Source organism: Psychroflexus sp. MBR-150 (genome assembly GCF_053628795.1).
This window is the reverse complement of sequence record NZ_JBRJHB010000003.1, coordinates 41,836-57,237: the sequence shown is the minus strand read 5'-3', so window position 1 is coordinate 57,237 and position 15,402 is coordinate 41,836. Positions and strand designations below refer to the sequence as shown.

At 31.5% G+C, this 15,402-nt stretch carries 14 protein-coding genes; 12 read left to right on the top strand and 2 right to left on the bottom strand.

Going from position 1 to position 15,402, the window contains the following annotated elements:
• The 6 genes from ACSSV5_RS02460 to pheS all read left to right on the top strand — a co-directional run bounded on the left by ACSSV5_RS02460 (position 1) and on the right by pheS (position 2,839).
• Positions 1 to 477, top strand: a complete 477-nt coding sequence (locus ACSSV5_RS02460) for a Na+/H+ antiporter subunit E (protein WP_454244624.1) — start codon at positions 1 to 3, stop codon at positions 475 to 477.
• Complete coding sequence (locus ACSSV5_RS02455) at positions 474 to 749, top strand: cation:proton antiporter (RefSeq protein ID WP_211064697.1); 276 nt, start codon at positions 474 to 476, stop codon at positions 747 to 749. Before ACSSV5_RS02460 ends, ACSSV5_RS02455 begins: the two co-directional genes overlap by 4 nt.
• The gene (mnhG, locus tag ACSSV5_RS02450; protein ID WP_454244623.1) at positions 742 to 1,143 is read left to right on the top strand and encodes a monovalent cation/H(+) antiporter subunit G; all 402 of its coding nucleotides are present in this window, start codon (positions 742 to 744) and stop codon (positions 1,141 to 1,143) included. Before ACSSV5_RS02455 ends, mnhG begins: the two co-directional genes overlap by 8 nt.
• A gap of 124 nt (positions 1,144 to 1,267) precedes the next feature.
• Positions 1,268 to 1,396, top strand: coding sequence for a hypothetical protein (locus ACSSV5_RS02445; protein WP_454244622.1), 129 nt, complete (start codon positions 1,268 to 1,270; stop codon positions 1,394 to 1,396).
• A 13-nt stretch (positions 1,397 to 1,409) separates the two neighbouring features.
• Positions 1,410 to 1,766 carry a hypothetical protein gene (locus ACSSV5_RS02440; protein WP_454244621.1) on the top strand — a complete coding sequence of 119 codons (357 nt, stop codon included), beginning with the start codon at positions 1,410 to 1,412 and terminating at the stop codon, positions 1,764 to 1,766.
• A gap of 50 nt (positions 1,767 to 1,816) precedes the next feature.
• The gene (gene pheS, locus ACSSV5_RS02435; RefSeq protein ID WP_454244620.1) at positions 1,817 to 2,839 is read left to right on the top strand and encodes a phenylalanine--tRNA ligase subunit alpha; all 1,023 of its coding nucleotides are present in this window, start codon (positions 1,817 to 1,819) and stop codon (positions 2,837 to 2,839) included.
• Here pheS and ACSSV5_RS02430 read toward each other — a convergent pair.
• Positions 2,836 to 3,387 (bottom strand): DUF4136 domain-containing protein, encoded by a 552-nt coding sequence (locus ACSSV5_RS02430; RefSeq protein ID WP_211064700.1) that lies wholly within the window; start codon positions 3,385 to 3,387, stop codon positions 2,836 to 2,838. The genes pheS and ACSSV5_RS02430 overlap by 4 nt on opposite strands.
• Before the next feature lie 285 nt (positions 3,388 to 3,672).
• Positions 3,673 to 4,116, bottom strand: coding sequence for a hypothetical protein (locus ACSSV5_RS02425; RefSeq protein ID WP_454244619.1), 444 nt, complete (start codon positions 4,114 to 4,116; stop codon positions 3,673 to 3,675).
• A gap of 184 nt (positions 4,117 to 4,300) precedes the next feature.
• On the opposite strand from ACSSV5_RS02425, the gene ACSSV5_RS02420 reads away from it, so the two are divergent.
• The 6 genes from ACSSV5_RS02420 to ACSSV5_RS02395 all read left to right on the top strand — a co-directional run bounded on the left by ACSSV5_RS02420 (position 4,301) and on the right by ACSSV5_RS02395 (position 15,269).
• Entirely contained in the window at positions 4,301 to 7,387 is a 3,087-nt protein-coding gene (locus tag ACSSV5_RS02420; RefSeq protein ID WP_454244618.1) for a UvrD-helicase domain-containing protein, read from the top strand.
• Positions 7,388 to 7,398: 11 nt separating this feature from the next.
• Positions 7,399 to 8,595, top strand: coding sequence for a glycine C-acetyltransferase (gene kbl / locus ACSSV5_RS02415; protein ID WP_454244617.1), 1,197 nt, complete (start codon positions 7,399 to 7,401; stop codon positions 8,593 to 8,595).
• 90 nt (positions 8,596 to 8,685) lie between these two features.
• The gene (locus ACSSV5_RS02410) at positions 8,686 to 10,068 is read left to right on the top strand and encodes an OmpA family protein (protein ID WP_454244616.1); all 1,383 of its coding nucleotides are present in this window, start codon (positions 8,686 to 8,688) and stop codon (positions 10,066 to 10,068) included.
• Between the two features lie 63 nt (positions 10,069 to 10,131).
• Positions 10,132 to 12,828 (top strand): PD-(D/E)XK nuclease family protein, encoded by a 2,697-nt coding sequence (locus tag ACSSV5_RS02405; RefSeq protein WP_454244615.1) that lies wholly within the window; start codon positions 10,132 to 10,134, stop codon positions 12,826 to 12,828.
• Entirely contained in the window at positions 12,825 to 14,534 is a 1,710-nt protein-coding gene (gene recJ / locus ACSSV5_RS02400) for a single-stranded-DNA-specific exonuclease RecJ (protein WP_454244614.1), read from the top strand. The genes ACSSV5_RS02405 and recJ overlap by 4 nt, the downstream gene beginning before the upstream one ends.
• 39 nt (positions 14,535 to 14,573) lie before the next feature.
• A complete protein-coding gene (locus ACSSV5_RS02395; RefSeq protein WP_454244613.1) occupies positions 14,574 to 15,269 on the top strand; it encodes a LysE family translocator in 696 nt (231 codons plus the stop codon).
• Positions 15,270 to 15,402 lie beyond the last annotated feature (133 nt).

Genomic DNA, 15,402 nt, shown 5'->3' with positions numbered 1-15,402 from the left:
ATGAGATCACAATTTTTATCCAACATATTATTGATGCTGATTTGGGTCTTTTTGACTGGAACTTATAACACCTATAATTTTTCGTTTGGATTTGTTATTGGGTTTTTGATAATTTGGTTAATCGGCTCAAGTGTAGGCGAAACTAAATATGTCAAAATATTGCCTCGCATTATAGCATTTTTCTTTTATTTTGTTTATGAATTGGTTTTGGCTAACCTTGAAGTGGCTTACGAAGTGATGACACCACATCTTTACGTAACCCCAGGAATTATCAAAATCCCCTTAGATGTTGAAACCAATCTTGAGATTTCATTACTGGCTAACCTTATCACACTGACACCAGGAACTTTGAGCTTAGATGTCTCTGATGACAGAAAAGTTTTATACGTACATTCTATGTATGTTAAGGATAAAGATGAATTTATACATCATATCAAAAATGGATTTGAAAGACGAATTTTATTAATAACGCGATGAGTTTAAACGATTTTTTATATTATATTATTTTACCAATACTATCAGTGTCCATAGTGCTGGTTTTTATTCGTTTCCTCAAAGGACCAAGTATTGTCGATAGGATTATAGCTTTAGACCTTACCGTAACAATTGGTATTGGAATCATTTCTGTTTACAGCATCATCAACAATCAACCTAATTTTTTAGACATTGCCTTAATTTTAGCTTTAATTTCCTTTTTGAGTACAGTGGCTTTTACATATTATTTAGAAAAAAGAGACAAAAATGAGTGAGTGGTTAATTATTATTTTTTCAAGTTTAGGAACACTTTTTGCCCTTCTTGCAGCAATAGGGCTCATCAGAATGCCTGATACGTTTTTAAGAATATCGGTAAACACCAAAGCGGCAACTCTTGGCGTGGGATTGCTCATTGGTGCAGCAGCTATTTTTTTTAATGATATAGCTATATCTACACGTGTTTTAGCTATTATAATTTTTATCTTTTTGACTGCACCCATTGGTGGTCATTTGCTTGGCAGAACTGGATATTTTACTGGAAACAAACTTTGCGATCAAACACATATTGACGATTTGAAAGATCAATACAATAAAAAAACCCACAAATTGAGTAGTGAAGATCAAAACAAAACAATATCAACTGAAGAATCAAACAATCAGAAAGATTAAATTTTAATTTATGCTACCCAAAAACCTATCTCAACTGCTTGAACAAAGAAAAATCAATGGTAATTTTAGATAGCTACAAGAACACAATTTTAAAATCGAATTTTATCAAATCATTATTTAGGCTATGCTCAAAACAACTGAAGACATCATCTTGTCTAAAACCCAAGCTAAATTTATTGGAAAAGTAAACGAAGAAAAAGAATTTACATCCAAAACTATTTGCAATTATGCCAAAAAGTTTAGGCAAAATTAATTAAATCTATAAAATGGCAAGAGACGAGAAACTGAAATCACAATGGGAAGAGTTGACAAAAAAATTATCAACCCAATTTGTAGAAGGTGACGAATTGGATTTGGATGCTATTATATATTTAATCGGTGTTCAAGAAAAAGGAGATGTACACACCAAATACAAAAAAGACGACAAAATCAATTTGATGCATATCGCCATTTGTAGGTTATTAGAACCTTATGGCTATTACGAGTTTGACTTTGTCGATGAAGACGGTTGGCCACATTATAAAGTTTTAGAACAACTGCCACCACTCAAAGCTGGCGAACAAAGCATTTTGATGAAAGAAGCTATTGTGCAATATTTTGTAGAAAAAAATTATATCGACTAAGCTTGAACAATTATAATTGTAAATTTGCAATCTTGAAAATTTGAATTATTATGATAGAGGAGTTAAAATCTCACTTGAAAACCGTAGAGAATTTTGTAGCAGACAACCTTGATGATGTAGAAGCTTTTAGAATTAAATATTTAGGCAAAAAAGGCATTTTAAATCAATATTTTGCTGAGTTTAAATCTGTTCCTGCAGAGGATAAAAAAATATTTGGTCAGACTATCAATCAGCTCAAGCAAACAGCAACGCAAAAAGTAGAACAACTCAAGGCTGAACTCTCAAAAGTAAATGACGAAAAAAGCCTTTATGGCGATTTAACTCGACCCGCTGAACCTAGTGAAATTGGGTCTCGTCACCCTATCTCTATTGTCAAAAATCAAATTATAGAAGTGTTTTCAAATATCGGTTTTAATGTGTCTGAAGGTCCAGAAATAGAAGATGATTGGCACAACTTTACAGCACTCAATTTGCCTGAACATCATCCGGCGAGAGATATGCAAGACACATTTTTTATACAACAAAACCCTGAGGATTTGTTGTTAAGAACACATACATCTAGCGTCCAAGTTCGTTATATGGAAAACACCAAACCGCCAATTCGCACTATTTCACCTGGACGTGTATTCAGAAATGAAGATATCTCGGCACGCTCTCATTGCATTTTTCATCAAGTAGAAGGTTTGTATATTGACAAAGGCGTGTCTTTTAAAGACCTTAAGCAAACTTTAATTTACTTCACTACACAACTATTTGGCAAATCAAAAATCAGGTTTCGTCCATCGTATTTTCCATTTACAGAACCCAGTGCGGAAGTCGATATTTATTGGGGTTTAGAAACCGAAACAGACTACAGAATCACAAAAGGCACAGGTTGGCTTGAGATTATGGGTTGCGGTATGGTTGACCCAAATGTGCTTAAAAATTGTAAAATAGATCCTAATGAATACACGGGTTTTGCATTCGGTATGGGCATTGAACGCATAGCAATGCTACTTTATCAAATTGGTGATATCCGTATGTTTTACGAAAATGATTTGCGATTTTTAAAACAATTTAAATCGACGTTTTAAATTTTATTTTTCTTCCTTTTAGATGTTTTGGGTTCAGGCGGATATTTTTCCAAAGCTTTTTGAACCATCATACCAAAAAAAGCTTGCCTTTCTCTGGGATTTTGATTGGGTTTAACCCGAGTTTCAACAACAGCTTGCCAAAACAATTCTTTATTTAGAGCATCTACAAACTCGATTGTCAAGGCTATCATATCTTTGGAGGTGTTGATAGGAATGCCTCCTGAAACACCACCGCCTACTCTACCGCCACCGCCACCTATGCCAACGCCAATACTACTTTGGCTGTTGATCGCGTAAATTTCTGCATAAAAATTCACATTAAAATCTGGAATGGTTTCTTTAGCATAACCTTTTTGAGGCAACAAAGAATCTATAGCTTCTATGACACGTTTTTCGTCTAATTCGCTCAAACCTGTGTTTTCAGATAAAAAATAATTATATGTTTTGTAGCTTTTTAAATCTGCATCTTTATCATAATCCATAAAAACTTTGGTCGATGAGCAAGACACCAACAAAGCTAAAAATCCTAAAACAAATATCTTTTTCATATTTTTATTTCAAATTTAAGTAATTATTTGGCAAATCGTAAATACTTGTGATTTGTGTTTTGAAATTTTACATAATTATAACGCTTGTAAAAACGGAATAATAAATAATATTACAGAATTTTTAATTTATTTATGGAATCAAGTAAAGCTTGACGAAACTTAATTGTATTGCTCAAAAACGATGAAAGCTTAACTGCATTTTTAACAAAAAAAAGCTACCAACGGAATACCTTTAGATATTGTTTATGAATAATTTGTCAATAGATTTCTATAATTTTATAAGAGCTAAGATTCTTTTTCTATTAAGGCATTTGCATTCTCAATAGCCTCAGAAATATGTTTTTTCAAGTTTTTTGCTTCTATATTATACTTTTCTAAAGCCTTTAACCTAAGCTGTAAACTATCAACATTTTTTGTTTGAATACCTTGATTAATTTCGGTTTTACTAAATTCATCACCAAAAGATTTCATCCATTTCATCATACTTTCATGGCTGTCTTGAAGCTTTTGCATTGCAGATTCGATTTGTGCTCTATTTGTGCTATCTATTTGGTTTTCAAGTTGATTGAGTAATTGATTAATGTCACTCATCTTTGGCATAACTTGGTCGTGTATGGCTATGGTTTGTTCCATTTTTTTGTTAAACTCTTGAGCTTCTTTAGGTTGATGCTCTTTACAGCTAAAAATAAAACAAATTATAAATACTGATAATAAGACTTGAGGTTTCATATTTTTATTTTTCACAAATTTAATTTAATTCTCTTATCAAAAAATGAGTTTTAATGATAAAATTTAAAAAATCACATAAACCCATTTTGATGATAGCTTGTCAGTTCAAAAATATATTTATTTTTTTATATAAATGATTTACCAATTCATAAAGAATATTTAAATTAGAACTCAAAACATTTAATTGAAAACTTCAGATTTCTTTATTTACGATGCTTCTGCAGGCTCAGGTAAAACTTACAGAATAACATGTGAATATTTATGCAAACTTTTTAAACAAGATGAAGTTTTTACCTTTCAAAACATCTTGGCTATTACCTTTACAAACAAAGCTGCTGCTGAGATGAAAGAACGAATTATCGGAGCTTTGATTTATTTTTCTAAACTTGACTCAAAAGAACCTCATCAAAGTTTACTGCACGATGTGATTTCTGAAACGCATTTATCTAAAAGTGACATTCAGAAAAAAAGTTTACGAATTTTAAAATATCTTATTCCCAATTATGCCAACTTTGAAGTTTCTACTATTGACAGTTTCAATCATAGAATCATCAGAACTTTTGCACAAGATTTGAATTTGAATCAAAATTTTGATGTTGACTTAGATGTCCAACCTTATATTGAACAAGCTGTTAAAAATTTGATTGAAGATGTGGGCAAAGATGAGCAACTTACTGAATGGTTGGTAGAATTTGTCCATTATAAAATTAATCAAAACAAAAGTGGAGACATCAGTTTTGACCTTAAAAAATATGCAGAATTAGTATTAAATGAAAACAATTACACCGCACTAAATCAACTCCAAAAATATGACCTAAAAGATTTAAAAGCCCAAAAAAATAAACTCGTCAGTCAGCTTCAAGATAGCGAGCAACACTTAAAAGATATAGCTAAATGTTTTTTTCAACTCATAGAAAATCATAATGTTAATGCAAGTGATTTTAAAGGAAATTATATTTCAAATTATTTTAAAAAACTATCAAATGGTGAAGTTATTTCTCAGTTTAAATCAAAATGGCATAATATTAAAGAAACCGAACTTTACAATAAAAATACTTCAGCTTCAACAAAGGAGAAAATAGATAGTTTTAGACCAGAAATCGAAGACTTATTTTTACGTTCAAAAGACTTATGCATAAAACACACTTTAACTGAAAGAATTTTAAAATCATTTGTGCCTTTGTCAATGATAAGTCAGGTCAATCTTCATATCGAACAAATCAAAGCAGAAAATGGTATTTTATTTGTCAATGATTTTAACCGCATCATTAGCAAACATATAAAAAAACAACCTGCACCATTTATTTATGAAAGGTTAGGTGAAAAATTTAAAGATTTTTTTATTGACGAATTTCAAGACACTTCTACTCTGCAATGGCAAAACCTAATTCCACTTATAGATAATGCTTTGGCTTCATCACACAACAAAGACCAATTCGGAAGTCTATATTTGGTGGGCGATGTTAAACAATCTATTTATGAATGGCGTGGCGGAGATCCAAAACAGTTTTTGAATTTATCCTTATCACAATCCAATCCTTTTCATATTAAACCCCAAAAAAAAGTTTTAAAAGACAATTGGAGAAGTGCGAAAACAATTGTAGAATTTAACAACGATTTTTTTTATCATGCCGCTGATTTTCTCACAGATTCAAACCATAAACACTTGTATAAAAATGCAAAACAAACCGCCCAAAAAAACATTGATGGCTATGTTGATATTCATTTCTTACCCAAACAAGACAACAAGGATTTAGAAAATGAAAACCGTATCAATATCCTCCAGCAAATCATCACTTCTGTAAAAAACCAAGGTTATAACTTAAGTGACATCTGTATTTTGGTAAGAAAAAAGAAATTTGGCACTCAAATAGCCGAAGCGTTTAATGCTTTAGAAAACCCGATCAATGTTATCTCACAAGAATCTCTTCTTATAGCATCAGACGCTAAAGTTCAACTACTCACACAGTTTTTAAATTTTTTAGAAAACCCCGATCAAAACACAAGTATTGATTTTGCAATGTGTTGGATAAAACACATCAATGTAAATCCTGAGTTGCATCATCACATTTTATCAAACACTAAAAATCTTAAAAAAACAGATATATTAAAATATTTAAAAACTTTTGAACTAGATTTTAACCAAAACATCTATGATAGTTTATCATTATACGACAAAGCCGAATATGTATTGAGGACGCTTTATTTAGAAAAACACACCAACGCCTATCTCCAGTTTTTTTTGGATGAAATTTTTGACTTTTCAAAAAAACAATCAAAAAATATGGGAGATTTTCTAAACTATTGGGACGACCAAAAAACCCGTAAAAGCATCTCTACTTCAGAAACCTCTGATGCGGTAAAAATTATGACCATCCATAAAAGCAAAGGATTACAATTCCCCATAGTAATATACGCTCATGCCAATTTCACCTTAGCCGATTTGACCAAAACCGAAGATTGGATTCATCTCGATGAAGAAGCCTATGGCGTGCCGTATGTATATGAAAATATTTCTGAAAGCATCAAAGATTTAAGTCCATCTTATAACCTTGCCTATCAAGAAAATATCCGAAAAGAAGAACTTAGCAACATAAACACGGCTTATGTATGTATGACAAGAGCAATAGAACAACTTTACATTTTGTGCGAACCAATTAAAGGCAAAAACACATCTTTTAAAGACATCCTTTGTAGCTTTTTAAAACAGCAACAATTATTTAAAGAAGATCAAAACCAATATACTTTTGGAAAAATTATTTCTAAAACAGAAGCCCTTGAAGAAAAACCAAACAATTTAAAAATACATAAATTCCACTCCTACAAAGCACAAGATTTTTACCAAGAATTGTTAGCTGAAAATATTTTAGACAACAACAAGTCTAAAGCAATTGCCTTTGGTCAAGATATTCATGATGTATTACAAAATATAAATTATGCGTCTGATATAAACAATTTGAAAATTGAAAATAAAACCATAAACTTAATCAAACAATTAACCGAACATAATCAGCTTAAAAAATATTACAAAAAACCCTGGTCAATTTATAACGAATCTGAAATAGCATTCAACGGATTGCTTTTCAGACCCGATAGAATATGCATAAATCAAAATAAGGCTGTGATTATAGACTACAAAACAGGTAAAGAAGAAACATCGCATCTACAACAATTAACAAATTATAAAAACGCAGTAGAAGCCTTAGGTTTCAATGTAGAAGAAGCTATTTTGGTGTATCTTAGCAAAGATTTTTATATCAAAACACTCTAAAATAAATATTTATGTTTTCAAATCAACTCAAAACCCAGCTACAAAACGAAATTTCAAGTATAAAAGAAGAAGGTCTTTTTAAAACCGAGCGTATCATAACCTCACCACAAGGTGCAGAGATAACTTTAGATACAGGAAAAAAAGTTCTAAACTTTTGTGCCAACAACTATTTAGGTTTGTCCTCACATCCAGAAGTTATTCAAGCGGCTAAAGAAACTTTAGACACTCATGGGTTTGGTATGTCAAGCGTTAGATTTATTTGCGGAACACAAGATATACACAAAAAGCTTGAACATACCATCGCCGATTTTTATAATACAGAAGATACTATACTTTACGCCGCATGTTTTGATGCTAATGGTGGTGTTTTTGAACCCTTATTAACCAAAGAAGACGCAATCATTTCAGACTCGCTTAATCATGCCTCAATAATTGACGGTGTTAGGTTATGCAAAGCAGCACGCTATCGTTATGCTAATGGTGATATGAAAGATTTAGAAAAGCAATTACAAGAAGCTGATAAAAACGGAGCCAGACACAAACTCATTGTTACCGACGGTGTTTTTTCTATGGATGGCATTGTGGCTCCATTAGATAAAATATGCGACTTAGCCGATAAATACGAAGCTTTAGTTATGATTGACGAATGCCATGCTACTGGCTTTATAGGTCAAAATGGTATTGGGACTCCTGAACTAAAAGATGTTTTAGGTCGAGTAGATATCATCACAGGAACATTAGGAAAAGCTCTTGGTGGTGCAATGGGTGGCTACACCACAGGTCAAAAAGATTTAATAGAACTATTAAGACAACGATCAAGACCTTATTTGTTCTCAAATTCATTAGCACCTTCTATTGTAGGTGCTTCTATCAAAGTATTTGAATTGCTCAAACGCGATAATAGTTTAAGAGACAAACTCGAAGAAAACACGAACTATTTTAAAGAAAAAATTAAAAAAGCAGGTTTTGATATAATAAATGGAGATTCAGCAATTGTTCCTGTAATGTTGTATGATGCCAAATTAGCACAACAAATGGCATCAGACTTACTTGATGAAGGCATATATGTAATTGGTTTCTTTTACCCTGAAGTCCCTAAAGGTAAAGCAAGAATAAGAGTGCAACTTTCAGCTGCACATGACAAAAAACATATCGACTCTGCGATTGATGCCTTTAAAAAGGTTGGACACAAACTAAAGCTAATATAATTTTTTAAAGAAAAAAAATATTATTATGTTTGTTAATAAGTTATAATAAATTAAATTTGCCCTTTTGAATAGTAACTAAACTCAAATAAAATGAAACATTTAAGCAAATTAGCATTCCTTCTAATATTATTTTTTGGAATGACCTCAGTACAAGCACAAGATGAAAATAATCCATGGGCTGTATTTATCGGTATTAACGCAGTAGATTTTTTCCCAACCGGTTCAGATGTAGTAACTCCAGATGGAATTGTATCCTCACCAGATTTTGGTGACGATTTATTCTTTAAAGAAGAAAATTGGAATTATGTTACTGCAGTATCAAGTATAGGTGTTACTCGATACATAGGAGAAGGTTTTAGTTTTGAAGCCTCTGCCTCTTATAATAGAATTGATAGACTAGGAGAAGTCGATACCGATGATTTAAGTTGGGTTAATCTTGACGGTACCATACAATATAATTTCAAAAACCTCATTAACGGTGCTAATTGGTTTGATCCATTTCTCGGTGTTGGTGGTGGTTATTACTGGTTAGACGAACAAGGTGCTGGCACATTTAATGCTAACTTGGGTATCAATTTTTGGCTTACTGATCAATTTGCTATCACCATTGATACTAACTACAAAACTGCATTTGAAGATAGTGATTTAGATTATTTCCAACATAGAGCAGGTGTTAAGTTCGCTTTTGGAGGTAAAGATACTGATGGCGATGGCGTTTATGATAAAAATGATGAATGTATAGACACTCCAGGCTTAGAAGAATTCAATGGTTGCCCTGACTCGGATAGTGATGGCATCCCTGATAAAGACGATTCATGTCCTGATACTCCTGGTCTTCCAGAATTTAATGGTTGTGCAGATACCGACGGTGATGGCATTGACGACACTAAAGATGAATGCCCTAACGAAGCTGGTTCAGAAGCCATGAACGGTTGCCCAGATTCTGACAACGACGGTATAGCCAACAAAGATGATGATTGTCCTAATGAAGCTGGACCATCTGCAAACGGTGGATGTCCTTGGCCAGATAGTGATGGCGATGGTGTTCTTGACAAAGATGACCAATGTCCTAATGTTGCTGGAATCGCAGCTAATTATGGTTGCCCTGAAGTAACAGAAGAAGTACAAAATGAACTTAATAATTATGCTAAAACTATCAACTTTGATACTGGAAAATCATCTATCTCTAAAGATTCTGAAGAAGCTCTAACAGCAATTTTAGCTATCTTAGAAGAATATCCTAACGCTAAATTTACAGTTGAAGGACACACTGACAGTGTTGGTTCTGCTAAAAATAATAAAAAACTTTCTGAAGCACGTGCACTTTCAGTTAAAGAATACTTAGTGAATAATGGTGTTGAAGAATTTAGACTATCATCTAAAGGTTACGGTGAAGAAAAACCTATTGCCTCTAATAATACCAGAAGTGGTAGAGCTAAAAACAGAAGAGTTGAAATCAACTTAGTAAAATAATTATTATTTAATATTTTTTTGAAAACCGTCTCGATTAACGAGACGGTTTTTTTATTTTTAAAAATGAAAAATACTTTCCTAAACGATTTTGTAAAATTCTATTTTAAAAACACCAAAGAACGCCTTAATGATGAACTCATCATTATGCCTAGTAAACGATCAGTCGTTGCTCTTAAACAGGCATTTATCAGTAATAAAAAGGCTGTTAGTATTCCAAAAATTATTGATATTGTAAGCTTTATCGAACAAACTTCAGATCTAAAAATTTTAAATCATCAAGAATCCATTTTAGAGTTTTATGACATCTATGCCAATCTTAAAAACAAATCCTTAAAAACTGATACTTTTGAAAATTTTTATGCTTGGGCTTCTGTGATAATAAGCGATTTTAATGAATTAGACCGAAATTTAGTCGATACCACCAAATTTTTTGAACACCATAAAGCCTTAAAAACCTTAAACTATTTTGGAGTTGAAAAAACTAAATTAATACAATCTTATATTGCTTTTTGGGAAAGTTTGCCACATTATTATAATTCATTTAAATCTCATCTCCTTAAATCTAACCAAGCATATCAAGGTCTAGCTTATCGCAAATGTTTTGAAAATATTTCAGCATTTATATCCAAAAATAATCAACCCATCACATTTTTAGGATTCAATGCTTTAAATAAAGCCGAAGAGCAAATTTTTGAATATTGTCTTAAAAACACGCCCACCAAAATAATTTGGGATATTGATCAATCTTTTCTTGATGAAAAACAACATCCGTCTAATACATTTATTAGTAATTATCAAAAAAAATGGGTGAAGTATAAAAATAAACTTATAGTTTTTAAATCAAATCACTTCTCACAACCAAAAGACATTAATGTGCTGTCTTCACCCAAACATATCGGTCAAGCTAAAATTGTTTCTGCTATTCTCAACAACTTAGATGAAAATGAAATAGAAAACACCGCCATAGTTTTGAATGATGAAGATTTGTTAAATCCCATTTTGAACAGCATCCCAAAATCAATTAAAAATGTGAATATCACAATGGGATTTCCTTTGTCTAAATCTGCCTTATCAAGTTTTTTTAACACCATGGTGAGTCATCAAAATCATTCTGCAAAAAATATTAACTATCAGCATTTAAAAAACATACTCAACCATCCTATTTTTAATCAAACCCCTTATGATGATAGGTTTAAGATATTAAGTCAATTTGAAAAACAAAATCTAATCAACATCGATGTTGATGAGCTATTAAGTTTGAATATTCAAAACAACGAAATAAAACTTCTTTTAAAAAATTTAAAAAAATACAACAACCCTCAACTTTTTACAAAAAACATACTAAAATTTATAGATGAAATATTTTCTCGTCAAGAACATGCAGCAAAAACAGAGTTTGTGGCCTATCAAAATTTGTTTTTGAAATTACAATCTATACTTGAAAGCTTTACTGACTTAAATTTTGCATCCTTTACTCTGCTTTTTCAAAATTTAGAACAATCTGAAAAACTAAACTTTAAAGGCTCAAAATCTAAAGGCTTGCAAATTATGGGAATGTTAGAATCAAGATTGTTAGACTTTGATAACGTCATCCTAACTTCTGTGAATGAAGGTATTTTACCAGCTGGTAAAACCGACAACAGCTATATTACATACAATCTAAAAAAACAATACAACTTACCAACTCATACTGAAAAAGACGCTATTTATGCTTATCATTTTTTTCGATTAATGCAACGATCAAAAAAATGTTATTTGATATACGACAATGACCAATCGGGTTTTAATAAAGGCGAAAAAAGCCGATTTATAAACTATTTACAGATTTTTAAATCACCAAATCATAGATTTACTGAAAATCAGTATTCACTTTCTACAAAACTACAACAAAAAGAACCCCTTGAAATTTATAAAACACCAGAAATAATATTGAAACTCAATGAAATCTGTGAAAATGGTCTTTCTCCAACAGCTTTGACGACTTACGTTTTAAATCCGATATTGTTTTACAAACAATACGTTCTATGCGTTAAGGAAATTGACCAAATCGATGAAGTGATAAATCCTAAAGATTTCGGAACTGTTATACATCGATGCATAGAAACATTTTATAAAACACCAAACTCAACACTTTCTGAAGATCTTTTGAATGAGATATCAAAAAAAATTCCTGAAATATTAACTTTAAACTTCACAAAAATCTATGCTAAAAATGCCCATCATTCTGGACAAAATCTTATACAATTTGAAACTGCTAAAGCTTATTTAAATAGATTTATCAGCAAAGAAAAACAAGACATAAAAAAAAATACAATTAAAATCATAGAAATTGAAAAATCTATTGAAACACTATTTTATACTGATCATCACCGTGTTAAGCTCAAAGGACAAATAGATCGTATTGATATATGTGATGACACCTTGCGTATTATAGATTTAAAAACTGGTAATGTAAAACCTAGCGATTTAAAATTTAATGATTTTAACCAACTCATTTCAGACTATGATTATGCTAAAGCATTTCAAATTTTGTTTTATACTTTAGTTTATTCTAAAAACTTTGATGTTGAAATTATGAAAGCTGGAATAATCAGTTTTAAAAATTTAAACCAATGGTTTATGCCTCTAACCTATGATGGCAAAAATTCAATTGACCAAACAATATTAGATGAATTTGAAAACTATTTAGCTCAACTTATCGATGAAATATTAAATCCTAATATTCCTTTTAAAGAAAAAGATGTTAATTTTGAGTCATGATTTGGACACCCAAAACAACACCTAATACTACAGAAGTTAATGCCCTTGTTGAAGGCTTAAAGGTTTCAAGGTCTATTGCAACTTTATTAGCCCAAAGAGGTATCACAAATTTTGAGGAAGCTAAAGCTTTTTTTAGACCAGATTTATCTCAATTGCACAATCCTTTTTTAATGAAAGGCATGGAAAATGCCGTTAATAGAATAAATCAAGCTTTTCAAAACAAAGAAAACATCCTTGTTTATGGCGATTATGACGTTGATGGCACCACTAGTGTAGCTTTGGTTTATAGTTATTTAAAACCTATTCATAACCAAACTAATGCTTACATTCCAGATCGCTACAAAGAAGGCTACGGTCTTTCTATAGCTGGTATTGATTATGCAAAATCAAAAAACATTAGCTTGATCATTTGCTTAGATTGTGGCATAAAAGCCATAGAAAAAGTGGATTATGCCAATTCTCTCGGTATTGATATCATTATTTGTGATCACCATAGACCAGGTCAAAACATTCCTAAAGCTATAGCTGTTTTAGACCCCAAACAAAACGATTGCCATTATCCATTTGATGAACTTTGTGGCTGTGGCATTGGATTCAAATTAATTCAAGCTTTACATCAAAACGCAAACAAAAATTTTAAAGATTTAATACCATATTTGGATTTAGTAGCAACAGCTATTGGGTCAGATATTGTTCCTATCACTGGCGAAAACAGAATCTTGGCTTATCACGGTCTTCAAGTTTTAAATAAAAACCCAAGACCTGGCTTTAAAGCAATTATGAACATTGCCAAAAAAGATGAGTTGACTATTACAGATGTCGTTTTTATCATAGGTCCGCGTATCAATGCTGCAGGCAGAATGGAACACGGTTTACACGCTGTAAATTTGTTGACAGAAACCGATTTGGTAGAAGCTCAAGAAAAGGCGAAAACCATTAATGATTATAACTTAGAACGACGCTATACTGACAAAACTATCACTGAAGAAGCCTTAGAACAAATTAAATACTTAAAAGAAGAAGACCGAAAAACTACAGTGGTTTATCACGAGTCTTGGCATAAAGGTGTGATAGGCATTGTAGCCTCTCGACTTACCGAAACCTATTACAGACCAACTTTAGTCTTTACAAAAAGTGGCGACTATTTATCAGCTTCTGCAAGATCTGTTTATGGTTTTGATATTTACAACGCACTCGAAGCCAGCTCAGAATTTATAGAACAATTTGGAGGACATAAATACGCCGCAGGTCTAACCATAAAAGAAGAAAACTACAAAATCTTTAAGCAAAAATTTAACGACGTGGTTTCAGAGCAAATTGAAGATCATCAACTTATCAAGCAGCTGGTCTATGATATTGAACTTGATTTAAAAGATATTACCCCAAAATTTTTTAGAATTATCAAACAATTTGCACCATTTGGTCCAGGAAATATGAAACCTGTTTTTAGATTTAATGGTTTACAAGATACTGGTTTTGCAAAAGCTGTTGGAAAAGAAAAGGAACATCTAAAATGTAAATTGTTTAAAAACAAAAACCCTTTTAAAATTGATGGTATAGGTTTTAATTTAGGACAAAAATTAAAATATTTAAATCAAAAATCAAAAGTTGATGTACTCGCAACAATAGATGAAAATGAGTGGAATAATCAAATAAGTTTACAGCTCAAAATCAAAGATTTAAAACCACATACCCAAAATGCTTAATCAAAAATCAGTAATTTCGTTTTAGAAAAAGTTTGATTTATGCTTGAAGATATTTTTTCAGCCATTCCCTTAGGATTATTTTTAGCATTTATGCTTGGTCCTGTTTTTTTTGTGTTATTAGAAACCGCTGCAATAAAAGGTTTTAGGGCAGCTTTATCTTTTGATATTGGCGTATTGATAGCCGATGCTTTCTTTCTAATCATAGCTTATTTTGGCACCAATCCTTTACTAAACAGACTAAAAGACGACCCAGCACTTTACATTTTTGGCGGAACGGTTTTGCTGACCTATGGCATCATCACATTTATAAAAATTAGACGCACAACAATAACACCTGCAACTTTTGAATTCCAAAAGCTCAAAAACAGCGACTATATTCACATTGCAGTCAAAGGATTTTTGCTCAATTTTATCAATATTGGGGTTTTAGGGTTTTGGCTTGGCTTAATCATTATTTTTGGACCAAGTCTTGATATGCAGCCCTTTAGATTGATCACGTTTTTTTCTACAATTTTGATAACTTACTTAGTCGTTGATATTTTTAAAATTTTACTGGCCAAAACTTTAAAACACAAACTCACACCAACTCGAATTGCAGTTTCTAAAAAAATTATAAGTATCCTTATTATTACTTTTGGGGTTATTCTTGTTTTAAGAGGCATCGTCCCAAAGCAAGTTTCAATAATAGAGCAAGAAGTAGAAGACAGAATTCATATAGAAACAGATTCTTTATAAAAGCAAATTTAGATAAAAGTAACTTAATCTATTGTTTCTATCAGTTTATGGTAGATACTTTCGTATTAGTTGTAGTATTTTTGTTATTTTAGTTTTAATTTAAAACCTTATCAAACTTTTAAAATTTATTTGT

Coding starts and splice junctions, on each gene's coding strand:
- ACSSV5_RS02460 (WP_454244624.1), top strand. CDS start 1: ATGAGATCACAATTTTTATCCAACATATTATTGATGCTGATTTGGGTC.
- ACSSV5_RS02455 (WP_211064697.1), top strand. CDS start 474: ATGAGTTTAAACGATTTTTTATATTATATTATTTTACCAATACTATCA.
- mnhG (WP_454244623.1), top strand. CDS start 742: ATGAGTGAGTGGTTAATTATTATTTTTTCAAGTTTAGGAACACTTTTT.
- ACSSV5_RS02445 (WP_454244622.1), top strand. CDS start 1,268: ATGCTCAAAACAACTGAAGACATCATCTTGTCTAAAACCCAAGCTAAA.
- ACSSV5_RS02440 (WP_454244621.1), top strand. CDS start 1,410: ATGGCAAGAGACGAGAAACTGAAATCACAATGGGAAGAGTTGACAAAA.
- pheS (WP_454244620.1), top strand. CDS start 1,817: ATGATAGAGGAGTTAAAATCTCACTTGAAAACCGTAGAGAATTTTGTA.
- ACSSV5_RS02430 (WP_211064700.1), bottom strand. CDS start 3,387: ATGAAAAAGATATTTGTTTTAGGATTTTTAGCTTTGTTGGTGTCTTGC.
- ACSSV5_RS02425 (WP_454244619.1), bottom strand. CDS start 4,116: ATGAAACCTCAAGTCTTATTATCAGTATTTATAATTTGTTTTATTTTT.
- kbl (WP_454244617.1), top strand. CDS start 7,399: ATGTTTTCAAATCAACTCAAAACCCAGCTACAAAACGAAATTTCAAGT.
- ACSSV5_RS02410 (WP_454244616.1), top strand. CDS start 8,686: ATGAAACATTTAAGCAAATTAGCATTCCTTCTAATATTATTTTTTGGA.
- ACSSV5_RS02405 (WP_454244615.1), top strand. CDS start 10,132: ATGAAAAATACTTTCCTAAACGATTTTGTAAAATTCTATTTTAAAAAC.
- recJ (WP_454244614.1), top strand. CDS start 12,825: ATGATTTGGACACCCAAAACAACACCTAATACTACAGAAGTTAATGCC.
- ACSSV5_RS02395 (WP_454244613.1), top strand. CDS start 14,574: ATGCTTGAAGATATTTTTTCAGCCATTCCCTTAGGATTATTTTTAGCA.